General features: G+C 50.7%; 23 protein-coding genes and 1 other annotated feature. Of the genes, 5 read left to right on the forward strand and 18 right to left on the reverse strand.

The features are described from left to right. Window positions 1-7 precede the first annotated feature (7 nt). The 7 genes from AAIG11_RS08905 to panB all read right to left on the reverse strand — a co-directional run bounded on the left by AAIG11_RS08905 (window position 8) and on the right by panB (window position 7,316). Window positions 8-664: a TRAP transporter small permease gene (locus AAIG11_RS08905; protein WP_343185891.1), complete on the reverse strand. Its 657-nt coding sequence runs from the start codon at window positions 662-664 to the stop codon at window positions 8-10. 72 nt (window positions 665-736) lie between these two features. Continuing rightward, window positions 737-1,897 (reverse strand): TRAP transporter substrate-binding protein, encoded by a 1,161-nt coding sequence (locus AAIG11_RS08910; RefSeq protein WP_343185892.1) that lies wholly within the window; start codon window positions 1,895-1,897, stop codon window positions 737-739. Window positions 1,898-2,047: 150 nt separating this feature from the next. After that, entirely contained in the window at window positions 2,048-3,265 is a 1,218-nt protein-coding gene (locus AAIG11_RS08915; RefSeq protein WP_343185893.1) for a M20 metallopeptidase family protein, read from the reverse strand. A 19-nt stretch (window positions 3,266-3,284) separates the two neighbouring features. Next, window positions 3,285-4,097, reverse strand: a complete 813-nt coding sequence (locus AAIG11_RS08920; protein ID WP_343185894.1) for an IclR family transcriptional regulator — start codon at window positions 4,095-4,097, stop codon at window positions 3,285-3,287. A 125-nt stretch (window positions 4,098-4,222) separates the two neighbouring features. Then, the gene (locus tag AAIG11_RS08925) at window positions 4,223-5,458 is read right to left on the reverse strand and encodes a Glu/Leu/Phe/Val family dehydrogenase (protein WP_343185895.1); all 1,236 of its coding nucleotides are present in this window, start codon (window positions 5,456-5,458) and stop codon (window positions 4,223-4,225) included. A gap of 42 nt (window positions 5,459-5,500) precedes the next feature. Then, window positions 5,501-6,439, reverse strand: a complete 939-nt coding sequence (locus AAIG11_RS08930) for a hypothetical protein (protein WP_343185896.1) — start codon at window positions 6,437-6,439, stop codon at window positions 5,501-5,503. Between the two features lie 28 nt (window positions 6,440-6,467). After that, complete coding sequence (gene panB / locus AAIG11_RS08935) at window positions 6,468-7,316, reverse strand: 3-methyl-2-oxobutanoate hydroxymethyltransferase (RefSeq protein ID WP_343185897.1); 849 nt, start codon at window positions 7,314-7,316, stop codon at window positions 6,468-6,470. Between the two features lie 459 nt (window positions 7,317-7,775). Between panB and AAIG11_RS08940 the strand changes: the two genes are divergently transcribed. Together AAIG11_RS08940 and AAIG11_RS08945 are read left to right on the forward strand one after the other, a co-directional pair. Beyond that, entirely contained in the window at window positions 7,776-9,503 is a 1,728-nt protein-coding gene (locus AAIG11_RS08940; RefSeq protein WP_343185898.1) for an ABC transporter ATP-binding protein, read from the forward strand. A gap of 1 nt (window position 9,504) precedes the next feature. After that, the gene (locus AAIG11_RS08945; protein ID WP_343185899.1) at window positions 9,505-11,322 is read left to right on the forward strand and encodes an ABC transporter ATP-binding protein; all 1,818 of its coding nucleotides are present in this window, start codon (window positions 9,505-9,507) and stop codon (window positions 11,320-11,322) included. Here AAIG11_RS08945 and AAIG11_RS08950 read toward each other — a convergent pair. The 5 genes from AAIG11_RS08950 to AAIG11_RS08970 all read right to left on the reverse strand — a co-directional run bounded on the left by AAIG11_RS08950 (window position 11,271) and on the right by AAIG11_RS08970 (window position 15,120). Continuing rightward, window positions 11,271-12,053, reverse strand: coding sequence for a GNAT family protein (locus AAIG11_RS08950; RefSeq protein WP_343185900.1), 783 nt, complete (start codon window positions 12,051-12,053; stop codon window positions 11,271-11,273). The two genes, AAIG11_RS08945 and AAIG11_RS08950, sit on opposite strands and share 52 nt — an antisense overlap. Window positions 12,054-12,088: 35 nt before the next feature. Then, window positions 12,089-13,276, reverse strand: coding sequence for a metallophosphoesterase (locus AAIG11_RS08955; RefSeq protein ID WP_343185901.1), 1,188 nt, complete (start codon window positions 13,274-13,276; stop codon window positions 12,089-12,091). A gap of 26 nt (window positions 13,277-13,302) precedes the next feature. Then, complete coding sequence (locus AAIG11_RS08960) at window positions 13,303-13,566, reverse strand: late competence development ComFB family protein (RefSeq protein WP_343185902.1); 264 nt, start codon at window positions 13,564-13,566, stop codon at window positions 13,303-13,305. Window positions 13,567-13,885: 319 nt separating this feature from the next. Further along, window positions 13,886-14,680, reverse strand: coding sequence for a family 1 encapsulin nanocompartment shell protein (locus AAIG11_RS08965; RefSeq protein WP_343185903.1), 795 nt, complete (start codon window positions 14,678-14,680; stop codon window positions 13,886-13,888). Between the two features lie 89 nt (window positions 14,681-14,769). Next, entirely contained in the window at window positions 14,770-15,120 is a 351-nt protein-coding gene (locus AAIG11_RS08970; RefSeq protein ID WP_343185904.1) for an encapsulin-associated ferritin-like protein, read from the reverse strand. Between the two features lie 273 nt (window positions 15,121-15,393). Here AAIG11_RS08970 and AAIG11_RS08975 point away from each other — a divergent pair, with 273 nt between their 5' ends. Then, complete coding sequence (locus tag AAIG11_RS08975) at window positions 15,394-15,768, forward strand: class II SORL domain-containing protein (protein ID WP_343185905.1); 375 nt, start codon at window positions 15,394-15,396, stop codon at window positions 15,766-15,768. A 60-nt stretch (window positions 15,769-15,828) separates the two neighbouring features. Here AAIG11_RS08975 and AAIG11_RS08980 read toward each other — a convergent pair whose 3' ends face one another. The 4 genes from AAIG11_RS08980 to AAIG11_RS08995 all read right to left on the reverse strand — a co-directional run bounded on the left by AAIG11_RS08980 (window position 15,829) and on the right by AAIG11_RS08995 (window position 20,680). Beyond that, window positions 15,829-17,268: an MATE family efflux transporter gene (locus AAIG11_RS08980; protein WP_343185906.1), complete on the reverse strand. Its 1,440-nt coding sequence runs from the start codon at window positions 17,266-17,268 to the stop codon at window positions 15,829-15,831. Window positions 17,269-17,425: 157 nt separating this feature from the next. Next, on the reverse strand, window positions 17,426-17,968 hold the full coding sequence (locus tag AAIG11_RS08985) for a MarR family winged helix-turn-helix transcriptional regulator (RefSeq protein WP_343185907.1): 543 nt from the start codon (window positions 17,966-17,968) through the stop codon (window positions 17,426-17,428). A 282-nt stretch (window positions 17,969-18,250) separates the two neighbouring features. Next, on the reverse strand, window positions 18,251-18,736 hold the full coding sequence (locus AAIG11_RS08990) for a hypothetical protein (protein WP_343185908.1): 486 nt from the start codon (window positions 18,734-18,736) through the stop codon (window positions 18,251-18,253). Between the two features lie 45 nt (window positions 18,737-18,781). Continuing rightward, on the reverse strand, window positions 18,782-20,680 hold the full coding sequence (locus AAIG11_RS08995; RefSeq protein WP_343185909.1) for a gluzincin family metallopeptidase: 1,899 nt from the start codon (window positions 20,678-20,680) through the stop codon (window positions 18,782-18,784). Between the two features lie 251 nt (window positions 20,681-20,931). Beyond that, window positions 20,932-21,208 (forward strand) — a binding site (T-box leader). A 142-nt stretch (window positions 21,209-21,350) separates the two neighbouring features. Between AAIG11_RS08995 and AAIG11_RS09000 the strand changes: the two genes are divergently transcribed. Further along, entirely contained in the window at window positions 21,351-22,754 is a 1,404-nt protein-coding gene (locus tag AAIG11_RS09000; RefSeq protein WP_425499418.1) for a TrpB-like pyridoxal phosphate-dependent enzyme, read from the forward strand. A gap of 70 nt (window positions 22,755-22,824) precedes the next feature. Continuing rightward, complete coding sequence (locus AAIG11_RS09005; RefSeq protein ID WP_343185910.1) at window positions 22,825-23,289, forward strand: ArsR/SmtB family transcription factor; 465 nt, start codon at window positions 22,825-22,827, stop codon at window positions 23,287-23,289. 59 nt (window positions 23,290-23,348) lie between these two features. Here AAIG11_RS09005 and AAIG11_RS09010 read toward each other — a convergent pair whose 3' ends face one another. Together AAIG11_RS09010 and AAIG11_RS09015 are read right to left on the reverse strand one after the other, a co-directional pair. Then, entirely contained in the window at window positions 23,349-23,894 is a 546-nt protein-coding gene (locus AAIG11_RS09010; protein ID WP_343185911.1) for a GNAT family N-acetyltransferase, read from the reverse strand. A 189-nt stretch (window positions 23,895-24,083) separates the two neighbouring features. Beyond that, entirely contained in the window at window positions 24,084-26,096 is a 2,013-nt protein-coding gene (locus AAIG11_RS09015) for a methyl-accepting chemotaxis protein (protein WP_343185912.1), read from the reverse strand. Between the last annotated feature and the right edge of the window lie 566 nt (window positions 26,097-26,662).

The raw sequence follows: 26,662 nt of genomic DNA on the forward strand, positions 1-26,662 counted from the left end.
CTCTCTCTTAAGCCATGGGCGGATGCTGGCCTGATTTGTCAGTATCTTCAAGTTCCTTCATTTCTTCCACCATTTCCTCCGCCATGTCTTCAAACTTTTCTGCCAGCTGCTGCAGTTCCTCTGCCTCATATTCACCCTGTTGTTCCGGTGACAGCCACACCTCAGGCACCGTCAGATTTTTAATGATGGTTCGCACATACTGAACCCCGGCAGAGAAGAAACCCAGGGGGATAATGGCCAGAAAAGTCCAGTAGGGCAGCCGCAAAGCCGGCGTACGGTGAGACATGGTTCGGGCAGTGCTCATGTAGCTAAAGGCATAGCTGGACAGCAGAAACATGACCACAGCACTGATGGTGCAGATGATAATGATCATCACTTTTTGCATTTTGGGGTTCATGGCGTCAAAGAAGGCACCCATTCGAATGTGCCGCGCTTTTCGGACGCCGTAGCTGACCCCCACAAAGGTGATGAGGACCACCAGCAGTTCTGTCAGTTCTTCCACAAAATAGATGCTGACAAAAAAGGTTCTGGCAAACACATTGACAATCACCAGCGTGGCCAGGCAAAAAACACCCAGCGACAGCACAATCACCTCAAACCAGTCAAAGGCACGACCAAAGACTTTAAAAAGAAAGGAGAAACTCATCTTATTTTCTGCTTCCATGGCGACACTCCTTTCAGAGTTCTCCGGCAAACCATCCATCGGTTTGCCGGAGAAAAGTAGCTGTATTAGTGGTTAGTCAATTCCCAGAGCTGCCTTGGCATTTTCGATGTCATTCAGCAAGGCTTCCAGAATTTCCTCAGCCTGTGGCCCGCCGATTTCCAGGAACTTATCGTAGACAGGCATGGCCAGTTCTCTAAAAGCCTCCTGCTCTTCGCCTCTGATTTCGTGATACACAATTTCAGGCCGCTCAGCCATCATGGCCGCCAGATCTTCTTCATGGCGGGCTTCAATCCATTCGGCTGCCGGAATAATGGCATCGATCCACCAATTTCGCATTTCCTGCTGCATTTCCGGGGGCAGTGAGTCAAAGAACTGCATGTTCACCGTGGGGATGCCGGTGAAGGGTTCTGCATATATTTCAGTGAGGTAGTCCTGCACTTCATAGAAGTTCATGCTGCGGATGGCAAAAATGGGATTCACCTGTCCGTCAATGAGGTTGGTCTGCAGGCCCCCATAAATTTCTCCGTAGTTCATGGGCGTGGGTGCCGCCCCATAAGCCAGGTAGTCTTCCACCAGCAGCGCTGATCCCATGACCCGCACTTTCAATCCCCGCATGTCATCCACATTCTGAATGGGACGGTTGGAAGTGATGGTCTGCCAGCCTTCGTACATGAGACTCAAGGGAACCAGTCCGTTACGGCGAAAAGCTTCTTCAAGAACGTCCATGAAATCTCCGTTGCGCACCACCCAGTCCATGGCTTCTCCAATCCGTTCATCTGGCCACAGATAATGGAGAGCCAGTACCTGGGCCTCGGGAACAAAGGCGCTGATCCAGGCAAAATCGGTGAAGACGTATTCCACCACACCCAACTGAGCCAACTCATTGATATCCCGGGTGTCACCCAAGGTTCCGTAGGGGTATACCGTCACGTCGTACATACCGTCGGTGACTTCCCGCATGTGATCGGCATAATGCTCAGCCCACACGGTCATGAAGTCACCTTCGATTTCTTCAGAAGCAAACTTCGGCTCCAGTTTGCGGTCCAATACCAGTCCACCAGATGCTTCTCCCGGTTCTGCCGGTTCCGATGGTGCTGCCGGTTCAGCAGGTTCTGCAGGTTCTGCGGGGGCTGGAGCCGGACTGCCGCAGCCTGCCAGTGCAATGGTGCCCACCAGTGCAATCAGCAGCAGTAAAACGGTCAGTTTCTTCATGGTCGCCGTGCTTTTTTTCATTATTTCTCCTCCTTTTATGGCTCGATGTTCTATTAACCATCCCTTTCTGCGCTTTTTGGCTGCGTTGCTTCCAGGTTTCAGCGCAGGCGGGATTGGTGTATCCTTGGCAATCTTTCGAATAATCAGTAAATATGCGTGGCAGGTATCCCCTTACAGGCGGTTCTCTACCCCAGACTCATCCGATGCCACCGGTCTTGCCGGTGCCTGAAAATAAGCCATTGCTGCCTTCACCAGCAGCTCCACGCCTTTCACCAGCACCGATTCATCTATGTTGAACTTGGGGTGATGGTGGGGGTAATGGGTTTTCTTCTCTTCGTCACCGGCACCCAGAAAAGCGAAGGCACCAGGCACCCGGGCAGTGAATTCTGAAAAATCTTCACTGGCCATACTGGCATAGGGCAGCAGGCACGTGTCGCCTCCCATGACGCGGGCTGCCGTTTCTGTCATCAGCCGGGTCATTGCCGGGTGGTTGATCAGCGGAATGTTTTCCCGAAACCAGGTCATTTCACAGGTACAGCCATGGGTGGCGGCCACTTGTTCCGCCAGACGGCGCAGCCGCTGCACCGGTCTGTCTTCCCGGTCATCATAGAGCGTGCGTATGGAGCCTTCCAACGTCACTGTGTCGGGAATGATATTGGCTTTGGTGCCGCCGCTGATTTTGCCGAACATGATCACCGTGGGCTTCATCAGGCTGATTTCCCGGGTTTGAATGCGCTGGGCCGTTTGAATCAGGTCGGCAGCAGCAATCACCGGATCTCTGGCGGTTTCCGGGTAACCGGTGTGACCACCGGCACCCCGCATGGTGATACTGAAGATATCCAAGCCAGCCATCACACCACCTGATGACAATCCGACAGTACCGCTTTTCAGCGGCGTCCAGACATGCAGGCCCAGTGCTGCATCCACTTGTGGGTTTTCCAGCACGCCGGCTTCGATCATGGGCAGGGCCCCCGCATTCTCTTCATTGGGTTGAAACACCAGCTTGATGGTCCCTTTCAGTTGTTCCCGGTGTTGCATGAGCACCTTAGCCGCCACCAGCAGTATGGCCGTATGGGCATCGTGGGCACAGGCATGCATGACGCCCTCGTTTTGCGATTGGTAAAGAAGACCGGTTTCTTCCTGCACCGGCAGTGCGTCCATGTCGGCCCGCAGCATCAGCACCGGCTCCTGTTTCGTTCCTTGTATCATGCCCACCACACCGGTTCCAGCCATGCGACAGGTGGAAACTCCCAGTTGCCCCAGGTAGGTTTCCACTGCCGCCGCCGTCCGGTGTTCTTCAAACCCTACTTCCGGATGGGCATGAAAATCCCGGCGCAGGGCGATGAGTTCCTCTTCCAGTGCTTCAATCTGTTGCCGAATGGCATCCATGAGGCATTGATCCCCTCCTTTATCCCTGCCAGCCCAGAAAGACCGACAGTCTGTTGGTGGCATCTTTCAGCCCTGTCTGAATCTGGCTGATTTTGTTGAAGGTCATGCGAATGCTGGCACCGCTGACACTCACGGCCGCCACAATCTCATTCTTGTAGTCTCTCACCGGCATGGCCACACAGGTAAGCCCCGCGCAGAACTCTTCATCGTCAATGCTGTAGCCCTGGCGTCTGATTTTCTCCAGTTCGGTCATCAGATCATCCATGTTGGTGATGGTGTTGGAGGTATATACTTCAAAGGGTGTGTCTCCAAAAATGAGGATCACTTCTTCCCGGGTCATTTCCGAGAGCATGACTTTTCCCATGGCGGTGGCATGAAGGGATTCCCGGGCGCCAATTTGCAGGTTGGCGATAAGGGAGGTTTTGGGACTTACCTTGGAAATGGTCACCACGCTGTCTTTCACCCGAACCCCCAGGTTCACCGTTTCCTCACAGTGGTCGCAGAGCTCCTGAAGAATCTGCTTGTCAACGTTATACAAGTTGCGCTGACGGGGAATCACATTTCCCACTTCAAAGAGTTTCCAACCCAGCTGATACCGTTTGCTCTCCTCATTTTGTTCAATGTAGTTTTTGGCCACCATGGTTTCCATAATGCGGTGAACCGTGCTTTTTCCCAGCTTCATTTCCTTGCTCAACTCACTGATGCTGATCCCGTCCCGATAGTTGTCTCCTGAAAGTAAATCAAAGACTTCCAATGCTTTTTCAACGGTTTGCACCGGATATTTGGGAATTTTGACTTCTTTCTTTTGAGTGGTTTTTTCTGTTTTCTCCATGATTGATACACCTGACTTTCACTTTTTCTTCCCAGTATAGCAGACAGATGAGAACAATTCATACCGGTAGGGAAACAAGTGAGGGAAAATGGGTTTTCCACAAAGACCGGAAAACCCACCAGAGATTAGACCCAGCCCCGCGCTTTCATGGATTTGCTGACTTTTGTCAGCGCATTGATCCAGGCAGCATTGCGCAGCGATGTGTGTTTCGCCTCTGCCGTTGCCATTGTTTCACGATAGGCCTTCACAATGCGTTCTTTCAATCTGGCATTCACTGTTTCAAGATCCCAGTAGGAATCCGTCAGGCCCTGGGTGCGCTCAAAAGCACACACAATGGCACTGCCACAGTTTGTCAGAACGTCGGGGACAATATGCACCTGTTTTTCCTGCAGTATTTTTTCACCTTCTGGAGTTACCGGCCCATTGGCGCATTCCATGATCACCCTGGCCTTCACCTGATGAGCGTTGTCTTCATGAATCACACTCTGAACGGCTGCAGGCATTAAAATATCACATTCAAGGGCAAACAGCGCTTCATTGGTAATGGGAGTGGTACCTGGAAAATCAACGACTGAACGAGTTTCATCCACATAGGCTTCAAGGGCAGGCATGTCCAGTCCCTGAGGATGATGAATGCCGCCATGAATATCTGCCACGGCGATGATTTTGTAGCCTTCCTGATGCAGAAGCCGGGCAGCAATGCGCCCCACATTCCCGTACCCCTGAAGGGCAACAGTGGCACCCTTGGGAATGCCCAGATCTTTAATCACTTCCATGGTGACAAAGAAGGCCCCAGTGCCGGTGGCTTCCATACTGCCCACGGTACCGCTGGTTTCTGCCGGTTTGTCGTTGATAGCTGCCGGGCTGTGGAATCCGTTGATTTCTTCGTATTCATCCAGCATCCAGGCCATGGTTTTGGCGCTGGTGCCAATGTCAGCGCCCGGTACATCCACCCAGGCACCCTTCATGGGAAGTTTTCGGATGTAAGCCCTGGAGAGTCGTTCCAGTTCACCTTCACTGAGCTTGGCGGGATCCACCCGCACACCGCCCTTGCCGCCGCCGGCGGGAATGCCTCCCACTGCATGTTTAATGGTCATCCAGAAACCCAGCGCTTTCACTGTATCCAAATCCAGATTGGGGACAAACCGCAGGCCATTTTTCACCTGGCCCAGGGCATCGTTATAATGTACCCGGTAAGCCGTGAAAATCTCCAGTTCACCATTATCCATTTTCATGGGGATGGCAAATTCAAAAACCCGTTTGGGCTGACTGAGCATCTTGACAACATTAGGTTCAATCCCTGCCAGTTCACTGGCTTCAGCCAGGGTTGTCAAGGCGGTTTCAAAAGGATTCTTACTCATCAAATTCCTCCCGTCTTTTTCTGTATTCACGTTGCTTCGTGTCTATGGCTTCGGGACGGCCAGATCGTCTGTGTAGTCATTGAAAACCAGCTTGGTATCACTTTCGTCGCACCATTCTTTGCAGACCTTGGCCATGCGCACTTTCACTTTCACCAGATGGTTCAGATGAGCATCTTCATGCCAGGAATTGTACAGATCACATTCATTTTTGCCCGGCTCAAACTTGAAGTACACCGGTGCACAGATTCGGGCGATTTCATCGGCTTCCACATGGCGCTGGTTGCCGCCCATGGAATCAACAATACTCATGTATACATCCATGGGAATATTGGTGACACTTCGAATGGCTGCAAACATGGCCAGGGAAAGATCGGCCAGGGGGTTGAAACTGTCGGCTCCCAGTTCTTCCAGCATTTTGGCTCCCACTGCATTGCCGTGACCTGCAAAGACAGAAACCTTAAATTTCACATCTGCCGGCAGCACGCCTTCTGCCCGCATTTTGCTGGCAATATACAGCAACCCCTCGTCAGGAATCAGGAATCCCCGGATACCGGCCTCAATGCACCGGTTGACTTCTTTCAGCCACAGATACAGATTGTCCTGTCCCCTGACACGCATGCCTGAAACATAACCTTCGGGTGTCAAATATTGCCGGCCGGTGTCCCATCCCCGGGTGGCCATGGGGTTCACCAGGGTTTCCATTTTGGCATCAGCACCAATCTGGGCATAGTATTTCAGTTCTGCCTTATCCAGATAAGCTGATCCGCCAACAGTTCCAATTACCCGGTGAATGGGCACCTGCTGTTTTTCAGCCTCTTTCACCAGAGTTTCAAAGTTAGCAGCGTTTTCGATGCCGGGCACTTCCATCCGATAATGGGCACCGCCTTCAAAAGTGGTGCTGGAAGATGGCAGGTCGTGGCGATCTTTCAGTGGAAAGCTGGTTTTTTCTGTGATGAACTTCTCAATTTCTTTCATGGACATGGTTGGTTTCCTCCTTTGATTCTATGGTTTATGCGTACTCCTTAAAGAGCTTTTCAAATTCTTCAATGGGGTCAGTGATGTGGTACACATAATCATCAGATGGGAAAACGCCTTCTTTCACATCTTTCACATATTCCTTGAAGGCATTGATCTCCACCTCTGCCACATTGGCATAGACTTTTACGAATTTGGGAGTAAATGCCTGGAATTTCCCCAGCATGTCACTGCTGATGAGCAGTTGACCGTCGCAGGCACCTGCGCCGATGGAATAAACGGGAATATCCAATTTTTGGGTGATGAAGGCTGTCAGTTCCGGCGGAACGGCTTCCACCAGAATGGCAAAAGCACCCGCTTCCTGTACTGCCAGGGCATCTTCAATGACCCCCCGGGCATTCTTCACGTCTCGCCCTTGGGCTTTGAATCCACCCAGCTGGCCTGAACTCTGAGGAGTCAACCCTATGTGGCCGATGACAGGAATGCCGGCGTCGGAAATGGCTCTTATCCTGGTTTTAACCCGCACGCCGCCTTCCAGCTTAATGCAGTCCACATCTGCCTCTTTCATAAACCGCACCGCATTGTCCACTGCCTGTTCGTCGGAGGACTGATAGGAGCCAAAGGGCATGTCGCCGATGATCCATGTATTGGGAGCCCCTCTTCGAACAGCCTGGCAATGGGAGATGCAGTCTTCCATGGTGACCGGTATAGTGCCTTTGTATCCCAGGGTTACCATGCCCAGGGAATCGCCCACGAGAATCATGTCCATACCTGCCTGCTCCACAAACATGGCCGTGGGAAAATCATAAGCCGTTACCCAAGCCACCTGTTCCCCTTCTTTTTTCATTTTCATCAGATCCAGAATGCTTTTTTTCTTTGCCATTTTCTTTTCCTCCTTTTCTTCTTCGTCACCTTAACTCTTCGTCACCCCTCACGACCGTCTCCAAATTACAGAACGCCTTTCCATTATATCTGCGTTTTTAGCAGCTGCAGCTGTCTCCAAAAGAGATATTCGGTTGATCGAGGGCCTTTCGTTGCATCCAGGCCTGGTTTTTCGGCAATATCTCCCGGAATGACACCTGGTTATTTCTGCCAGCGGACAATAAAACCAATTAATAGAACACCGTTCTGTTTAATCATACTGGAATCGTTTTCCTGTGTCAATAAAAAAGAGGCAAAAAAACAAAAAAAACCGTCGATTCTGATTATTCTTATCTTGGGCCACTTTCCTCTTTTTCTGACCACCCACCGTTTCTTTTCACCCGGCTTTCATGAAAACAACTGCTGTTTTCGGGTATAATGGGAGAGACTGACAGATTGATGCTCGCAAAGGAGTGAACCCATGTTACGGCTGCTCCCCTTTCTCAAACCTTACCGATGGTGGCTCATGCTGGTGGGGATTCTGTTAATGCTCATTGCCCTGCTCACCACCCTGCCCCCGTGGCTGATTCAATATGCCATTGATGAGGTGTTTCCCACTGGCGACACCACCTGGCTGCTCTGGCTGGGGGGCGGTATTTTGCTGCTGTCTTTAATGGAAGGCCTTTTCAGCTTTACCCAGCAGGTACTGAGTGAGTGGGTGAGTCAACGGGTTATTTTTCAGATACGAAATCAATTGTTTCATCACCTGAATCAGCTTTCTTTTTCTTTTTTCGACCGCACCCAGGTGGGTGATCTCATTTCCCGGGTGGTCTCAGACACCGATACCCTGAAGCGGTTCATCGCCTTCGGTTTGCTGAAGGTGGTTACCAACGGGCTGGTACTGCTCTGGATTTTCATCAGCCTGATGATGTGGAGTCCCTGGATGGGCTTCCTTTTTCTGCTCATGATGCCCTTTATGATTCACGCCATGTGGACTTACAGCTTTCGGGTGCGTCCCGCCTTCCGCCGCATCCGTCAAACCACCGGCCGCCTCACCTCCTTCACCCGGGAGCGTCTGGCAGGCATTGAAGTGATCAAGCTTTTTGGCAATGAAACCCACGAGGAAAATCAGTTCCAACAGGAAAACCAGGAATATCTTCAGTATCAGGTGGATGCTGCCCGCCTGGGAGCATTCTGGCTTCCCTATTCTGAAGTGCTGCTGGGTTTTTTTGCCGGTCTGGTACTGCTGGCCGGCGGCTGGCTGGTGACCACCGGGCGAATCACTGCCGGATCTCTGGTGGGTTTCATGGCCTATGTCAATCTACTGAACCGCCCCATCCGGCAGACCGGTTTTCTTCTCAGCCTTTTTCAACAGGCAGACACAGCGGCCGAACGCATCCACCACCTGTTGGACCAGGAAAGTGCCATTCAAAATCATCCCGGGGCCCAGCCCTTCACCCATCTCACCGGTTCCCTATCCATGCAGGATGTCTCCTTTGCCTATGATGCTCAACCGGTGCTGCAGCATGTCACGTTTAAGATCAATGCCGGAGAAACCCTTGCCATCGTGGGCCCCAGCGGTGCCGGCAAAACCACCCTGGTACACTTGCTGCTGCGCTTTTACGCGCCCTCGGCAGGTGATATTTTGCTGGATGACCATCCCATTGAAAAGTACACGGTGGAAAGCCTGCGGGAGAAAATTGGGTTGGTGATGCAGCATCCTTTTCTGTTTGACGGCACACTGCGGGACAACATCGCCCTGGGAACCCCCGATGCTTCTTTTGCCGATATTCAGCAGGCCGCCAGACTGGCCAGCCTGGATTCTTTTATTAAAGAGCTTCCCCAGGGATACGACACGCCCATCGGCGAACGGGGTGTACGCCTCTCCGGCGGTCAGGCCCAGCGCCTGGCCCTGGCCCGGGTATTACTGCGTCAGCCGGAAATTTTGGTGCTGGATGAGCCCACTGCCAGCGTGGACCATCTTACCGATGCCCATATCATGGAATCTGTGTCGGCTCTCATGGCAGGCAAAACCCTGTTGGTGATTGCCCACCGGCTGGCCACACTGCGCAACGCTCATCGGATTCTTTTTCTGGAAGATGGCCGCATCACCGGTTTGGGGACACACCAGGAACTGGTGACCAGCCACGCCGGCTACCGTGGATTTATTGAAGCCTCCGGCGACAAAGCCGGCAGAGGAGGTGTGTAGCATGAGGGGCGGCTTTTACAGCAAGTTCAGCCGAGAGCATGATGGCGCCTGGCAGTCCTCTCTGCTGACTCGCAAGAATCTACGTTTTTATGCCCAGCTGGTGGCCACCCAGCGAAAAAGCCTGGCCATAGCACTGGTGGTCACACTTTTGCACACCGTTATGGGATTAATGCCGCCCCTGGTGGCCCAGCAGATGATTGATCATCACATTCTGCCGGGAATCCCGGAAGGCATGCTGTTGTGGGCCATCCTGTTTTTCCTGCTTCAGGGAGGCGCCTGGTTTTTTGCCTATCATCAGCGCCTTTTAACCCAAACTATCGGGCAGCGGGCCGTTGCCGACGTGCGTCAACAGCTTTTTCACCAACTACTCCACCTCCCCATGGTTTTCCATGAAAAACAGCAAAAAGGCGCCCTCACATCGCTGGTGATGAACGATGTGGGCGCCCTTTCCGCTGCCGTTACCGACGGCATCGTGGGATTCATCAGTGATACCGCCACACTGCTGCTCATGATCTGGATCATGTACCGCCTTCATCCCGGTCTGACCCTGTGGCTGCTGGCCACCCTGCCGGTGGTGCTGCTGGCCATGGCGCTGCTGGGGCGGCATATTCGCCAGGCGTTCCGGGAAGTACGGGAAAAGATGGCGGCACTAAACACCCAAGTGGAAGAAAATTTTGCCGGCATTCGGGTTGTCCAGTCTCTGGGTGTTCAGCAGCAACAGGAACAGGATTTTCTTGATGTGAGCGAGGGGAATCTGCAGGCAGGGTTGAAAGCCATGGTGCTGCTGGCACTGGTTTTCCCCCTCACCTCCCTCACCACAGGAACCGGTACTGCTCTGCTGCTGTGGTACGGCGGGGTGCAGGTGATGACAGAAACCATCACCCTGGGAATTTTTGTGGCCTTTCTGACCTATCTTCGAAAATTCTATCAACCCCTGCGCAATCTCAGCGATCTGTACAACACCTATCTGGCAGCCCTGGCTTCCCTGGATAGAATCATGACCGTGCTTGAAACGCCCAATCCTCTGGCTGTCAAAGACGCCCTCTCCCCTCTCCCGGAGCCCCTTCGGGGAGAAGTGATCTTTCATCAGGTGTCTTTTGCCTACGATGAAAATCAGGCCAATGTGCTGGATAACCTGTCACTGGTACTGCGTCCCGGTGAGCGGGTGGGCATCGCCGGGGCCACCGGTGCGGGGAAAAGCACTTTAGCCGCCCTTCTGATGCGCCTGCGGGACCCCAGCACGGGAAGCATCACCCTGGACGGCGTCCCCCTGCCTCAGATTCCACCGGAACAACTTCACCGGTTCATGGCAGTGGTGCCACAGCAGGTATTTCTTTTCTCTGCCACCGTAGCTGAAAACATCGCCTTTGGCCGTCCCGGTGCTTCACGAGAGGCGGTTGAGGCCGCTGCCCGGCAAGCTATGGCCCACAGCATGATCACGAGCCTGCCTGAAGGGTATGACACCCGGCTGGGAGAAGAGGGAGCCGGTCTTTCCGGCGGCCAGCGACAGCTCATCGCCTTTGCCCGGGCACTGCTGAAGGACGCGCCTCTCCTGGTATTGGATGAAGCCACTGCCAGCATGGATGTCGCCCTGGAAAGCCAGGTTCAAGCCTCTCTTTCAAAGCTGCTGGAAAACCGGTCGGCATTGATCATCGCCCACAGGCTCAGCACTCTGAAACAACTGGATCGAATCTGCGTGATCGAAAAAGGGAAGCTGGCCGCCTGCGGCGACCATGCTTCCCTCATGAAAAGCAGTCTGTATTATCGTCAATTGGTGGAAAGCAACGTAGTATCCAGCCGCCCCACCAGTGCAGGGTAAGGTTTGCCATACCGCAATGCAAAATAGGGAGGCTGCCCCGGCAGCTTCTCCAGTCGGTAGCCTGCATAGCCTGCTTCCAGCAAGCCTTTTTGCACTTCGATGGCCGTATTCATCACCTTGCATCTTTCCAAAAAAACAGGCTCCACCGGCCGGCACAGGTTCATGGCCAGCAGAAAACGCAGTTTGCCTCCGTAAACCCCTTCACGCACCTTCACATCCCGAATGACAAGACCCGCTTCCATCACATTTTTTAAACTTGGGTAGTTGAAAGGAGAGATGGTGCACAGCACCATGCCGCTGCCTCTCTGCCTGGCGTACCCCAATGTTGGACGCATCATGAGGCCCTGAAGCCGGTTTCCCCGGTAGTCCGGCCGTACCATGGACGCCTCCAAATGGCAGACCCGAAGCATTTCTTCCTCCGGCAGATTCAGATCCCACGCCAGATTCTCATATGAAAGCCCGGGAAAGCTGATGCTTCTTGCGGCAATCATTTCCCCTTCCACAAAAACACCAATCATCTTTCCCCGGCCTTCCGTCAAAGCAATTTCATCGTAAAATTCCCTTGGGTCCGGCACAAATTTCTCTTGGTTGTCGATGGTGTCAAAAATCACCTGCTGCAATGCCATCACCTGGTCAAGATGCGCCTTGCCCAGAAAGATCATTTCATAGGTTTTTTCTTCCGTTCCATCTTCCAGACGCTGAAGAATGGTGCCGGTCTCGATTCGGCCCATGCAGTCGCCTCCCTTCTGCCAGCAGGCGTCAGAAGTCAGTTTCGCTCAACAAGAGTGATCAACACAATTTCAGGTTGATTCCCAGTACGTACCGGCGGCCCCCAGGTTCCGTATCCCGAGGATACAATCAGCGTTTGATCCCCTTCCTGCAGCTTGCCCCAGTCTTCATCAAATAAACGTTCGGTGATGAATCCGAAGGGGAACATCTGCCCCCGGTGGGTGTGTCCAGATACCTGCAGCCGAACGCCTGCTACCCTGGCTTCCTGCCAGTCTTTGGGCTGATGGTCCATAAGCAGCACCGGTGTTGTAGCAGGATCAATCCCGTCCAGAATATCTCTCAACGGTTTCCGTGGCGTCCCGGTAAAACGCTCTGAAACAACGTCTTCGCGGCCAGCCAGGTAGAACCTGTCTGCGACGAGCACCCTTTCATCTCGAAGCACTTTCATGCCCGAGGCCTGTAGATGGTGGACGATATCTTCCAGGTGTCCGCCAAAATACTCATGGTTACCCAGCACCGCATAAGTTCCCAGGGGCGGGTTCAACCGGCGGAAGGTTTCATCCATCCGTTCATCAATGAAGTGATTCACATTTTCATCGATGATGTCTCCTGCAAAAAGAATCATATCCGGAGCCATTTCATTCAACTGCTCCACCAGCTTCTCCAGGCGCCTGCTTCCCACAATGGTTCCCAGATGAATGTCTGATACCAGGGCTACCCGCAGTGAAGATTGCATCTCCCCATCAGTGGCGGTCGCAGCCTCCTGTGCCAGCGGGTGAAAAAAAGCCACCTGATAGTCCACCCGCCGGGGGTTCCGGGCATTCCATGTGCCGTAGATCAGAACTCCCAGCACCAGTCCCACCACCAAAAGTCCCGTCCAGTATCGCAGTAGTAGTGGCTGATGGAAAGTCAGCGGAATGAAGGCGGCGGCTGCCCGGATCAGATCAATAACTATCAGGAACATCAACAGGTAAACCATGGCGGCCATCCAGTAGGCGCCGGCATGAATCAAGCGGCGCACCACATTTGAAGGCAGCCTGTCTCCCAACAGCCGGGCAGCCATGTACAGGTAAACCACCAGCCAGTAGAGGGCCCATGCCATCCGCATGCCCCGAGGTCCCAGCAAATGGCCAAAGGCCTGGAGCCCCCGAAGGCCAATGTAATAGTTTAAGGCAGTATAGATGGCCAGCAACAATGCCACCAGTGGAATCATGCTCCATTTCATGGGTCAGTTCTGCTCCTTTTAGCGGCTTATGTTTCTGAATGATTTTGTTTCAATACTTGAGGAACCGCCTCCGATATTTTAATCAGTGCATCAAACCGCAGCTTTTTACTCAGCACATACGCCACCCGTTCACCCTGGGGGGCATCCGACAAAAAATATTTGGGTGGCATCTGATTCAGTACCGTTGCCACCACATCATCTTCACAGTTATCACAATCACACACAGGATCCTTTGACTTGTATTCTTTCAGTACTTCACGCACCAGTTTTTCCGTATAGTTTTCCAGCATGGTTCACGCCCCTCTTTCTCTTTGGCTTTACAGCCGTCCCCTTGTCTCATCTGCCGCCTGCATTCACCCTCAATGCCTTAAATAAAGAAAAACATTCTCTTTTGCATCGTCTTAATGATTCTATTATACCCGGCAGTCTTTGAATTTACCATGACCGTCTTTCGATTTCCCACCTCCTTACCCGAGAAATCTCCGTGATACCATGGATTTTTAGCAAAACCAAAAACCCCCGAAGGAGAGAAAATGATTTTTCTTCCAACAGGGGTTGCTGTACCAATTTATCTGACAAGCTGACCATCACGATGCGTCAGCCTATCTTTTACAGTTTAAAGGGCACGATGATGGCCGGATCCAACACACGGAAGGTGAAGGACTCTGCCACGAAAAGATTCACATTTTCAGCATCGTGAGATTCGTATCCGATGGAGAAGTCGCCGCCGATGACCAGTTCCAGGTCTTCGTGGTCATAAGGCACCAGCAGGGCACCCTCCACCACTCGGCTGAACACCACTTCGCCGCCGATGATATCTTTGATGCGCTTGATCAGAGGATATCCCTGAACTTCTGTGTTCACTCGCTTCCAGCCTTCTTCTCCCACCACCAGGGTGAAGGGGGCTTCCTGATACGCTTCTTTCATGAGTAATACTGCCTTTGAAAGAGAGTCCATGATCTCGCTGCCCTTTTCACCAAAGGGACGGCGTTCCTGCTCGGCACTTCCAAAAAGGCCTTGAATACCACCGGGTTCATAACCGTTGTAGACGGCATCTTCTTCAAACACAGCCATTTTTTCCATGGCTTCCTCAAGGGCATCCAGCTTCACATCCCGGGCACCTCGAATGATGTTATCCATTTCCCAGCGACTCAGCGTAAAAGAAATGCGGGTTTCCACCAGGGGCTTCACTTTGTATTGTCCAGACTTGACACCGTTTTTGTCACCATCCAGAATAGTCAGGCGCCCTTCGGGAATGGATGTGTAGTTCCAACCCTTAGGTCCCTGCACTCGAACCACCTTGCGGGCTGACAGATGGGTTTTCAGGACATCCACTGCCCGTTCATCGATTTCCTGCCAGGTCTCCTGGGCCAGGGGTGCCAGCTCACGTTTCAACAGATCCATGATCGATTCCTCCTTTAGTCAACATGCCATTGGCGTGGTCAGTTCTTTCAACAATCGCCAGTCATTAATCGTCAGTCGTTTTTTAACCGTTACTTCAGATCGCCAATTTTCAGGCTGCCGCTGCCGTCGGGCTTTCCGCCGCCTTCAGCATCGCCCTCTTCCAGTGAAGTGAGATCACCTTCAGTGAAAAGATAGGTACGCAGCTCTTCGTCCCAACCATCCATATTACGCCGCAGCCATTCCAGGGTCATGCAGGCATGTTCAATCTCTTCATCCCGGTTATGGGCCATGATTTTGGCCAGTTCAGGGTCAGCTGAAGCAACGACCCTCTGATTATACCAGTCGACAGCTTCAATTTCTTCTTTCAGACTGTTCAGAGCTCTGGAGATATTTCGCGTCTTTTCATCCAGCAACTCCATGGGCTCATGATAGTTTGACATGCAATCCGCCTCCTTCAGTGTGGGTTAATTAATCAGTACTGACTCATCAGCATGATTCATATTCGCAAATAATTACCTACCCGGTCAAAACGGGTTTTAAACATTTGTGTCGAAGAAATCGACCGAATGTGAGAAGCGGTTTTGAATGCAGGTTCACCGAAAAAAACTGCTGTGCGTCTGATTCAGCCGCCCCTGTTTAAAGCTTCTTCTTTTGGGTTATCTATGTACCAGAATGATTGTCAACCCATTCACATGATCCAAGGAGGCGTTTATATGAAAAGTTTTGGTCAATTTTTACAATCCGGTGACTGGAAGGGCGAAAAACACGTTCCCGTGATTCACGTCCCAGAAACAGTGAAAGCAGGCGAAGCCTTTGACCTGAAAATTTCCATCGGCGATGCCATCGGCCATCCCAACACCCTGGAACACCACATTGTCTGGTTCAAGGTGTTCTTCCATGGCGACGGCGAAAAATTCCCCGTTGAGTTGGCCACCTTCACCTTTGCCGCTCATGGTGAAGGCGAGAACTTCACCGAGCCTACCGGTCTTACCACCGTCAAGCTGAGTAAATCCGGCACGCTGTATGCCCAAAGTTACTGTAATATCCACGGCGTCTGGGAAAACAGCCAAGACATCACCGTGGCATAACCGAAACAGCAAAAACACCGGTTGGCATGCCTGATGCATGTCTTCCGGTGTTTTTTTGATTTATGAGGGGGATCTCAGTTGCTGCAGCCTGGTTATTCTCTCCGACCCAGTTCTTTTCCTCCAAATAGCCAGGCAGCCTGCAGCCACCAGCACTGCCACCCCATCGGCAAAAACCAGGGCATTCCAGATGCCTGAAGCGCCCCACCAACGGGGGAAAAGCGCCAGCCCCAGCAAAGGAAGCATCAGGCTGTGGCACAAAGCAATGACCAGAGACCACCGGGCCTGTTCCAGTGCCGTGAAATAGATGGATACCATCATGGCCACGGGCTTTAGCAGCATCGACCAGCGCATGGTCTGGGCCGCTTCCATGGTAAGCACCAGCGTCTCCCGATGACCATCAACAAACCACAATGCGAGGATTTCCATTCCCCAGGTCATCATCCAGAAGAAAAAAGTGCCCATCACCAGAGAAACACCCATGACCCGCCAGAAGACGCCTTTCACACGATCATGCTGTCCCGCCCCGTAATTGTAGCTCAAAATGGGCTGAGTGCCATTGCCAACCCCCATGATCACCATTGCTCCCAACATCAGCAGGTATTGTACCAACGTAAAGGCTGCCACCCCCAGAGAACCGATGTGGGCCAGTAGTGCCCGGTTTAAGAAGAAGGTGGTGATGCCCATGGCCAGGCTGTTGAGCATTTCAGAAGATCCATTGACTGCAATTGCCCATATAGTGCTCCATTGAATCCCGGGCTTTAGAATGCGCAGGCCCCCCTTGTTACGAAAGTGCTTTTGAACAAAATACCCCACAAAAATGAAGACGCCCAGGGTCTGTGACGTTCCTGATGCCAAAGAGGCTCCCATAATGCCCAGGTTTAGCACATATAGAAAAAGATAGTCAAGCGCAATGTTCAGCACCGAACAAAAGGCCATGACACCACTGGCCAGATTGGCCTGTCCGTCGTTTCGCAGCGACTGCTCCAGGACAAAAAACAAGATGAGAAAAACGAAAAAGGGCAACATCCCTTTCAGGTAGTCGGCGGCATAAAGGCCCAGGGAGCCGGAGGTGCCCAGTATGGTTAGAATCATGGGCATCAGCAGCAGCACTGCCACAGTGCCCACAAGGCCGATTCCCACTGCCAGCAGCATCACCAGGCCCAGCACCCTCCCGGCTTCCCGGTTTTGGCCCCCGCCCAAAAGCACAGCGATTCGGGCATTGCCGCCCACCCCTATCATAACGCCAAAACCCACCAGCAGCGCCAATATGGGATACAACACATTGACCGAGGCCAGTGCTTCAGGCCCCAGGCGGCGCCCCACCATCATACCATCCACAATCTGGTAAAAGGCCATAAACAGCATGGATGCCACTGCCGGTGTTGCATTCCTGGCAATCAGTTTTCCCAGGGGAGCCGTCAGAAAGCCCTGCTCTTCGCTGCTCATCTGTTTTTCTTCGCCATTATTCTTCATCACGTTGACCATTGTTTTTTCCTGCATCATTCTAACTCCTTTTCAAGATCCTTCACTGTCACTGTTTCTGATTCTTTTCCACCGCTTCGCTTCCATTACTTCAATGCCCATAAACCAAACCCCGCACGAGTCCTTTCCAGTACTCAGCCTCAGGGATCCAAGGATGACGGCATGACGTGCAGCGTTATACCAGGCGGGCCATCACTGATAATAAGTTGCCCGTTGCATCATCCAGCGCTTGACGGTCTGTTTCCGGCAAGGTGTCCAAGTATGCTTCAAAGTTTTTCAGCAGGCTTTTTTCCGCCAACCGTAGCTGCTTTTCTCCTTCTTTTGTCAGCCGCAGCACGACTCTGCGGCGGTCACCGGTATCCTGCACCCGATCCACAACCCCCTGTTCCACCAGTGAATTCACCATAATGGACATGCTGGAAGATGACACCACCAGGCTGGCAGCCAGCTCCTTCAGGCTGATATCCGGCTGCAGATCCAGCTCATACATCACCATGAATCGTTCTTCGGTGATGCCCATTTCCGAGACCAGATCAGGCAGCCATTCCAACAATGTTTTGCGGGAAAAAAGAGACAATGTATTCAGCAGGGCCATGAGCCTTTTTGCCTGGCTTTCTCCTTTAGAACGGGTTTGGTGACGATCAGATGCCGGTTGTGCCGACACCTGTTTTTTAGCCGGGCGGTCATTTTGATTTTCACCCTGATCTTGAAGTTTCATCCGTCTCCTCCTTTGTTAATCGACAGGTTTACATATCAGAAACCTTCGTCGCATTTTTATTTGTTGATAAAATAGTTTTAATGTAAAACTATTTTATCAACAAATAAATTAGTATGTCAATCTTTTTTTCACATCATCGACTTCTGCCAGGGTTAAGCTTACCCGCAAAGGACTTTTCTGCACAAAAAAGCCGCCATTTGGCGGATGCAGATTGAAGCCATAAGATTGGAGTCAGCTGCCCTGGAAAGAGCCTTCATCTTCAAACCTCAGGCCGGCATGTGATCATACCGGCTCATGAAGGTTAATACTTATAGCGCAGCTTTTCCAGTTCTTCCTGCAGCCATTCCTCCGACCGCCACTTTCCCCAAACCATGACTCCCGACAAGCTGCAGGTATTTCGGATGTCCTCCAGGGGGTTTTCCGATAACAGAATGAGTTGAGGGTTCTCGGGGGAATGTACTCCAAGCCTTTAATCTCATGTTCCTCTTTCATTACGTTGACAATGGCCAGGGTGGGTGTATTCCACACATGGTTCTCCACCACCATGGCCGCCTCTTCCCCAAAGATTTCCAGTGTGTAGCCGCTCAGATGTTCAATGGAATGCTGCCCATGCTCAAGTACGTGCCCGATGCCCACTTGCCTGGGTGTATGCCCCACCACTTTCACACCGATTTCCCCACCGTTTTCAAGTCCAACAGTTTGTTGGTGTTCCGTTTCATTTTTGTGAAAAAATGCATGAATCCGATCGTGATTTTCTCCTTTAGCCAAAACACGATAAAGGCACGGGCTATGATGAAAGGCTTCCAGGAAGTTTTATTTGCCTGTATCTGCGCACATCTCATACTCACAATGCCCTTGATCTACAGGACAAGATTCCCAATGGATTTCCACACTCATTGCTGATGCTTCCATCTTCTCCTTGGATTCTTCGATCTTCTCCAAGGTTGTCTGATAAAAGTCGTACATCTTTTGAAACTGAGGTTCAAGGGCCTCTGGTGCAAAAATGTCTGTATAGCCTGATGTAATGAGACTCTCCCGAAACTTTCCATATCGCGTATGATTGATCAGGTTTTCAAATTGTTCATACCGTTTCTCGATGGGGACTGTCTCATCAAACATGTCAAAGGAAGCAAGGGAAGAAACACCGTAAGCGGTTGAGTATAGGGGACTTTCAAAATCCTGGGTCATTTCAACCCAATAATAATCCTCTTCCACACCCTGCATCAACAGAAAAAATGGATAGCTTTCTCTCACTTGGTAGCTGATTTGATTGACCTTTTCAAGAGTGAGATCTTCAGTAGTGTACACATTGAATAAAAACTCGGTTTGTGGCGCCAGGATATAAAAAAAATCAATTGCGGCGAAGGTGGTTTTTAGTCTGAAGTAGTTGGCATTATCTTCAAACAAATCTTCAAATCTTGAGGCTGCAATATACTGGTTTGAAGTGGAGTGGGTTTCTACAATCTCTAAGCTTTTCGAACCTTCAGGAAACGCTTCATTGTGTCGCTTTTCACAAACCACCAGGACTTCAGCAAAATGACCCAGTTCATGCAGAAACGTATTGTAGTCATTGAACAGATCGCCCGTGTCACGCATGACCATCAGCGGCGTGTTGTACTCAAGAACGACTGTCACAAAGGCACTATAGCTTCCGCTTTCCACTTCAGGGATTATCAATAACTCTTTTTCCATTAGTACGCGAAAAGCATGCTCCAGAAAAGTTCCTGCCACTGTTTGCTCTGCCCACTCGAGGTAGTTTCCCTGGGGCATGGGTACTTCCGCTTGAGAAAGTCGTTCATTTTCTACATAAATTGCTTCCAGTAACACTTCCCGAAAGTCTAAAAGATGTTCTTTCGTATAATCCGCAACTTTCAACAAATCTTCCACCTGAAAATCTTTCGTGCCGTCGTCAAACAAAAGGGCCAAATAGTGTTCATATCCCTGCTTCTTGGCGTAGTCATTTCGAATGTTCACCAGATCAACAAAAATGGGGCCCGTCATGGCATTTTTGGACCGAAAGGCTTCTAATAACACCTCGCCTGCTTCAGGATTCTCGTCTGAAAAATAAAGACCCTCCAACTCGTCAATCGAATAGTTTTCGCCATCAAACTCCCGGGAATAATCTGCGTTGAGCGCCATGTTATACTGGTTTAGAAGATCATTCACCTGTTGATTAAACACTCTTCTTTCCAGGTCTTGCTCTTCAGGAGCTTTCACGCCAAATTCTTCCAGCAGAAGACTTAACTCGGTGTCCACCAACCAATTGTGGATATCATCCCACATTTCTTCAATTTGCTGCAGCGCTTCCAGAGAGTCCTGCTCTACCGTCTTAGCTGATTCATCAGTATGGTCAATATATGAAATAATCCCCGACACCTGATTAACCCTTTCATATTCCCTTTCAACAATTCGCAGATTTTCAAATAATTCCCTGACTAAATGGTCATCTTTCAGTGTTGCCTTATTTTGACTGGTTAATGCAGTGAAAGCCGCCACAACATCCTCAATCGTATGCAGGTCCTGGGAGTAATCGTAGTTCATGTCGTTAAAATGGACGGGCTCATAACCCGCTACGGGTTCGTTCTGGACTGCAGGTGCTGCATAGACATAAAGGGGGGCTGTAACCCACGGGGACATTGCCATCACTAAAGTTAAGACTACTGCCACTATCCATTTTCGAGGTATTTTCACATCAACACTCCCTTTTGCCATTTTTTTCAATCAGATTGTTCTATTTCATTCGCTCTTAACCATATACAATCGAAAAAAGTGACCGATGCCCCGCATTGCTCAAAGTCTCATTTAGCTGGGTCATGGCTGTTAAAGCCATTATATCCTATCTTTCATGGAATCTCAAAATATAGTTCCCATAACCAGCAAATGTGGTGTTCTGCTATTTTTTTGGATTTTTTTTGAAATGGCATTGACATTTTCGATAAAGCGCCTTATGATGGTTGAAACATTTAAAACCGATGAACCGGAGAAGTAACCCTGAACACTGAACTTCCCAGAGAGCTGCAGACGGTGAAATTGCAGCAGGTTAAAGACAGGATGAATGGACCGGTGAGGGCGGGCGCCAACCAGTATCTTCCAGAAGGATGATATTGCAGTAGCGGCCGACGGGATCTCCACCCGTTATCCAGGGAGCACGCATGATGGTGCGTGAACCGAGCGGGTCTTTTTTTGGAAGACCAATCCGGGTGGTACCGCAGGAAGCTGATCAGGCCTCTTGTCCCAGAATAGGGACAAGGGGCTTTTTGTATGCCCGCCAACGGAAAAACTCTGTCCCGTCCAGTATCTGAGTCGTTCCACCATGATGCGAACCCACTTATAAACCCATGAACCGGCCAGCGGAGTGCTGACCACCGAAAGGAGCTTTTCCATGACAATCAAACACGTTCCCTACAAAACCTACCTTACCGAAGACCAGATGCCCACTCAGTGGATGAACCTGCGGGCCGCCATGAAAGAACAACATGATCCCTTTCTTCATCCCGGAACTCTGCAGCCTTTGGGACTTGAAGATCTAACCCCCGTTTTCTGTGAAGAGCTATGCCGCCAGGAGCTGGATACCACCACCCCCATGGTGGATATTCCTCAACCGGTGCAGGCTTTTTATCGGATGTACCGCCCTTCCCCTCTGGTGCGGGCTTATGAGCTGGAAAAGAAGCTGGGTACCCCGGCCAAAATCTACTTCAAATTTGAGGGCAACAACACCTCCGGCAGTCACAAGCTGAATGCTGCTGCCGCCATGGCTTATTATGCCAAAGCCCAGGGGCTGACCTCCCTTACCACAGAAACCGGGGCTGGCCAGTGGGGCACCGCTCTTTCCACCGCCTGCGCCCATTTTGGATTAAACCTGGATGTGTACATGGTGAAGATTTCCTATGAACAAAAACCTTTCCGTAAAGCAGTCATGGAAACCTTTGGGGCCGGCATCACTCCCAGCCCCTCCACCACCACTCAGGTGGGTCAGGCAATTTTGGCCAAAAACCCCGATACCAATGGCAGCCTGGGCTGCGCCATTTCAGAAGCCATCGAGGCCTCCATGCGCAGTGACCAGAGCCGTTATGCCCTTGGTTCAGTGCTGAACCAGGTGCTTTTGCACCAGTCTATCATCGGACTGGAAGCCAAGCTGGCCATGGATCAGCTGGAAGAATACCCAGACGTGGTGGTGGGCTGCGCCGGCGGCGGTTCCAATTTAGGCGGTCTGATCACCCCTTACATGAAAGAGCGCCTGGAAGGCAAGTCCCACACCCGTTTTGTGGCAGTGGAGCCAGCTTCCTGCCCCTCCCTCACCCGGGGACGTTATGCCTACGATTTCTGCGACACCGGCCGCATCACGCCCCTTGCCAAAATGTATACCCTGGGCAGCGATTTCATGCCGGCCCCCAATCATGCCGGCGGCCTGCGGTACCATGGTATGTCGCCCGTGCTTTCAAAACTGTATCACGACGGAGAAATGGAAGCCGTCTCTGTGACACAGACCAAAGCCTTTGAAGCCGCTGTTCTTTTTGCCCGCACCGAGCAGATTCTCCCGGCTCCCGAATCGGCCCATGCCATTTACGGGGCCATTCAGGAAGCCCTGGCGTGCAAAGCATCCGGCGAAGCCAAAACCATTCTTTTCGGCCTCACCGGCACTGGCTATTTTGACATGAAGGCTTATCAGCAATATAATGAAGGCGCCATGACTGACTACATTCCCTCGGACGAAGATCTTCAACAAGGCTTCGACGGCCTTCCTCAGGTGGATGTACCTCTACGGGAAGCCGCTGGCTGCTGTTAGCCTTTTTCTGCTTCGGCCTTGTCAGTGGTTGCATTGCGTCGATGAACTTCACACCAGTTCTCTATCCATAATGCTGTCGACCATCCTGTTATCTCCCAGTGGAACTCTTGTTTTTCAATGTGGTATAATGGGAATACTAACCACCGGCAGAGTACTCACCACCGGCAAGGAGGATTTTTCTGTGGATTATGAAACCATTTTCAAAGCACTGGGAGAAGGCACCCGGATTAAAATCGTCAAACTACTTTCCATCAAACCTATGTATGTCTGCGAACTGGAGTCAGTGCTTGAAATGAGTCAGCCCAGAATTTCTCAGCATCTGCGCATCCTAAAACAGGCGGGGCTGCTGAACATGAAGAAGGAAGGCCAGCGGGCTGTTTACTCCCTGAATGAGGATGTATTTGAAGCCTGGATTACTGGCTTCACCAGTTTTCTTCGCCAGCCTCTGGAAACCCTGCCGGAGTACCAGCCAGAAGTTAACCGCATTGCAGCCATTGCCAATGACCCCACCATCGCCATCTGCAAAAACGCATAATGATATCGCCTATACTCAAACGGCCTCCCTTTCGGGAGGCCGTTTCGTATTTCTATGTTCTATTTGGGTGGCAGCAATTTATCGAAATGCAGTTCCATGATATAGCGGTGATGACCTTCGCCATACTCATCCTCATTTTCACCGGTAATTTCAAATCCGATCTTTTCTTTATAAAGACAAATGGCCGGTGCATTCTCCACGTCCACTGTCAGTCCCATTTTGGAGAAGCCCTGGTCTTCCAGGTTGCGAATAATGGCTGCAAGAAAATGGTATCCCAATCCCTGGCCCTGCAATTCTTCCGAAATGGCATAATCAAACAGGTAGCATTTTTGAAGGTCTTCCCAGTCACGCATGAGAATGGCCAGCCCGATGATCCGTTTCTTGTCTTCTTCACGCAACACAAAAACGTTTCCGTGACGAATTTGCGGCACCAGCCCCCATTCATCCATTCCCAGATCGCCAAATATATCCAAGCCAAAATTGACCATGCGCTTCAGCAAGTTAACATTGTAATCCTGAACCAAATACACTTTCAGATTTCCAATATCACCGTCCAGGTTTTCAACCACTTTTCGGGGTAGTTTCGATGCTTCTTCTAAATACAAAAAACCAACTCCTTATTCATTTTTTCGGGATTTTTTTCATTATAAATCAAGAAGTGAGATTTTGCAAATATTTCCGGGTTTGCAAAACCTTGAAGTCTTTGAAACAAGGGGCCTGTCTCCATTTAAAAAAGAAGCCTCAAACAGCTCGGCTTCTTTTCCCTGAAATCTTGCTCACACCTGAATGTGCCTTTAGACTTGGAACTTACTGATGATTTCCTGAAGCTCTTCGGCAATCTGAGTTAATCCATCACTGGCATTGGCAATTTCTGCCATGGAAGCTGACTGCTCCTCCACCGAAGCGGATGCTTCTTCAGTGCCTGCCGCGTTTTCTTCGGCGATGGCTGAAAGATTCTGCATCAACTGCACCAGCTTCGCCAGACTGCTGCTCATTTTTTCTGTTGTTTCGTTGAGCTGTGTCATCACCTGTTGGCTGGTGTCAATGGAAGCGGCAATGGTATTGAAGCGCAGCTCTGTTTCATGAACACTTTTCGTCTGTGATGCGACAATTTCCTTCACCTGCTGCATGGTACCGACAGCATTGGTGGACTTATTTCGCAGCTCATCTATCACCATTTTTATTTCATCATTAAAACTTTTGGATTGCTCTGCCAGTTTTCGAATTTCATCGGCCACCACTGCGAATCCCCGGCCCGCTTCGCCGGCCCGCGCCGCTTCAATGGCTGCATTCAGTGCCAGCAGGTTTGTCTGATCGGAAATGCTCTGAATCATGGTACTGGCCTGTTCAATACGTTCGGCATTATGATGGTTGCTGTTGATAATGTCAGCCACAGTCTCGTTGGCTTCGTTGCTTTGGGCAGTTTTTGCCACAAGATCTTTCAGAATGATGAACCCTTCCTCTTTGTTTTTTTCAATTTCTCCCACTGCCTGATTCAACTCCAGCATCAGTTGTTGATTCTGATTCAGCATACGTCCCATTTCATCCACATTCTCCGCTGAAATTTCTGTGTCTTTTGCCTGTTCACTGGCCCCACGGGCAATTTCTTCGATGGTTTTGGCCACTTCATCAGAAGCCGTAGCCGACTGGGCAGAGGTGGCCGAAAGCTCTTCCGACGATGCCGCTACCTGCTCTGCAGCACCTGCCGTTTTGACAACGAAGCTGCGCACATTATCCTCCATGGCCTTGATGGCTCTTGTGATAGTGCCGATTTCATCGGCCCGATCCATGTACCGCATCGCAGGCGATGTTTCGTCAAGCCGGAAATCCAGCTGCTCCTGTTTTTGAATGGTGCTTGTCACTGCTAGAATGGGTTTAGCTATATTGTTGCTGACCACATAAACCACTGCGATGCCAATGAGCAGTGCTGCCAGCACCACGATGACAAAGATATTTCGCAATGCGTTGACTTCAGCTAAGATTTCGTCTGTTTCCACTCCGACGATGACATTCCACGGACTCCCCTCCACCGGCGCAAATCCTACAATACGAGATTCACCTTCCAGTGTGTAAGTACCGTTACCAGGAACTCGTCTCAATACCTGACTCTCAATCAAACCGGCCAGATCCTGCATACCGGGATCTTCTTTGGCTCCTTCAATCACATTGACCTGTCCAAGAACAAATTCAAGATTTTCATGAGCTACAATAGTTCCCTGATCATTGACCATATAGCCATAACCTGTCTCTCCAAAGGAAATATCCGTAGCCAGTTCACTCATGAACATGGCGTCTTTTCGACCATAAAAAACACCGATCTGTTGGCCATTCTGATGAATGGGAGCGGCAAAAATCACAATAGGCGAATTGGTAACCCGACTGATTAACAAATCTGAAGCCGTGGGTGTTCCCTGCAAGGCTCCCTGAAAGTAGTCACGGTCACTGATAGTGGCGGTATCGCCGGAGCCATCAAGGGAGATACTGTTTCCCTGGCGATCAGCCAATGCAAAAGATAGATACCCAGCCCGCTGGGCTTCCCCCTTCAAGAAAGCCACCCGCTCTGCCTCAGAGACGGTTTCATCCGTAATAATGGAGTTCTGGGCAAGCCCGGCAATATACTGAAGCTCCCCATCCCGAATAGCTTCGATGAGCCGCGCTTCCTGTCGTGCTGTGTTCATCAGGTCTCCATAACTGTTTTCCATCACTGTATATGATGTGATGCGAATGGTCATGAACCCAATACTGCTTAAAATGACCAGAATGATGGCTGCAAATGATAAGACTAATCTGCTTTTAATTGATTTCAATTATTTTCCTCCTGCGACATTAAAATTTGATTGATTTGGCATGTGTCGATTGCTTCTGCTCTACTGTTGCTGCGAGTGCGTTGACTGGTGAGTGATCCACCACTGATATTCTCAACAAATCTGCTTCTGCCGCAAAGATGTTTTCTATCTATGATTCTCTCTTCATTCAATTCACTGCCGCCGTCTCGTCAATAACCCGCTGCCATTGACAGGTGCAGCCACCTCCTCTGTGTCTTATCTCGACGTTCTTTATTTTAGTGATTTAATTAGTACTATTATACCATTTTTGTAATTGTTCAAACAGTATATCGACAATTTTTTTGATCTTGTTTAAATAAAAGTTTTTTCTGAATTCGTTGATATCATTACACTATTCTTTTGCCGAGTGAACACTCTTCTCCATTGCTGATCTCAAATTAAAAAAGCCGTCTGGCGACGGCTTGAGGTTGTCGAAAAAGTCATGTTTTAGAGATGAAACATGGCTTTTTTGCGCTTAGAATCAGTTTTGAGGGGTGATATTGCTTTGAGAAAGGGTATTCCTATCCTCTATTATCAAGGATAGTGGC

Source organism: Anoxynatronum sibiricum (assembly GCF_039414295.1).
Classification (GTDB): Bacteria; Bacillota; Clostridia; order Peptostreptococcales; family Tindalliaceae; genus Anoxynatronum; species Anoxynatronum sibiricum.

What these genes read in the sequence shown, in the direction of transcription:
- AAIG11_RS08930 (WP_343185896.1), bottom strand. Translation starts at nt 6,439, where the DNA reads ATGTCCATGAAAGAAATTGAGAAGTTCATCACAGAAAAAACCAGCTTT.
- AAIG11_RS08955 (WP_343185901.1), bottom strand. Translation starts at nt 13,276, where the DNA reads ATGAAATGGAGCATGATTCCACTGGTGGCATTGTTGCTGGCCATCTAT.
- panB (WP_343185897.1), bottom strand. Translation starts at nt 7,316, where the DNA reads ATGGCAAAGAAAAAAAGCATTCTGGATCTGATGAAAATGAAAAAAGAA.
- AAIG11_RS08910 (WP_343185892.1), bottom strand. Translation starts at nt 1,897, where the DNA reads ATGAAAAAAAGCACGGCGACCATGAAGAAACTGACCGTTTTACTGCTG.
- AAIG11_RS08975 (WP_343185905.1), top strand. Translation starts at nt 15,394, where the DNA reads ATGAAAAGTTTTGGTCAATTTTTACAATCCGGTGACTGGAAGGGCGAA.
- AAIG11_RS08965 (WP_343185903.1), bottom strand. Translation starts at nt 14,680, where the DNA reads ATGGATCTGTTGAAACGTGAGCTGGCACCCCTGGCCCAGGAGACCTGG.
- AAIG11_RS08960 (WP_343185902.1), bottom strand. Translation starts at nt 13,566, where the DNA reads ATGCTGGAAAACTATACGGAAAAACTGGTGCGTGAAGTACTGAAAGAA.
- AAIG11_RS08905 (WP_343185891.1), bottom strand. Translation starts at nt 664, where the DNA reads ATGGAAGCAGAAAATAAGATGAGTTTCTCCTTTCTTTTTAAAGTCTTT.
- AAIG11_RS09005 (WP_343185910.1), top strand. Translation starts at nt 22,825, where the DNA reads ATGCTGTCGACCATCCTGTTATCTCCCAGTGGAACTCTTGTTTTTCAA.
- AAIG11_RS08915 (WP_343185893.1), bottom strand. Translation starts at nt 3,265, where the DNA reads ATGGATGCCATTCGGCAACAGATTGAAGCACTGGAAGAGGAACTCATC.
- AAIG11_RS08985 (WP_343185907.1), bottom strand. Translation starts at nt 17,968, where the DNA reads ATGAAACTTCAAGATCAGGGTGAAAATCAAAATGACCGCCCGGCTAAA.
- AAIG11_RS08945 (WP_343185899.1), top strand. Translation starts at nt 9,505, where the DNA reads ATGAGGGGCGGCTTTTACAGCAAGTTCAGCCGAGAGCATGATGGCGCC.
- AAIG11_RS08980 (WP_343185906.1), bottom strand. Translation starts at nt 17,268, where the DNA reads ATGCAGGAAAAAACAATGGTCAACGTGATGAAGAATAATGGCGAAGAA.
- AAIG11_RS08925 (WP_343185895.1), bottom strand. Translation starts at nt 5,458, where the DNA reads ATGAGTAAGAATCCTTTTGAAACCGCCTTGACAACCCTGGCTGAAGCC.
- AAIG11_RS08920 (WP_343185894.1), bottom strand. Translation starts at nt 4,097, where the DNA reads ATGGAGAAAACAGAAAAAACCACTCAAAAGAAAGAAGTCAAAATTCCC.
- AAIG11_RS08970 (WP_343185904.1), bottom strand. Translation starts at nt 15,120, where the DNA reads ATGTCAAACTATCATGAGCCCATGGAGTTGCTGGATGAAAAGACGCGA.
- AAIG11_RS08950 (WP_343185900.1), bottom strand. Translation starts at nt 12,053, where the DNA reads ATGGGCCGAATCGAGACCGGCACCATTCTTCAGCGTCTGGAAGATGGA.
- AAIG11_RS08995 (WP_343185909.1), bottom strand. Translation starts at nt 20,680, where the DNA reads ATGGCAAAAGGGAGTGTTGATGTGAAAATACCTCGAAAATGGATAGTG.
- AAIG11_RS09000 (WP_425499418.1), top strand. Translation starts at nt 21,351, where the DNA reads ATGACAATCAAACACGTTCCCTACAAAACCTACCTTACCGAAGACCAG.
- AAIG11_RS08940 (WP_343185898.1), top strand. Translation starts at nt 7,776, where the DNA reads ATGTTACGGCTGCTCCCCTTTCTCAAACCTTACCGATGGTGGCTCATG.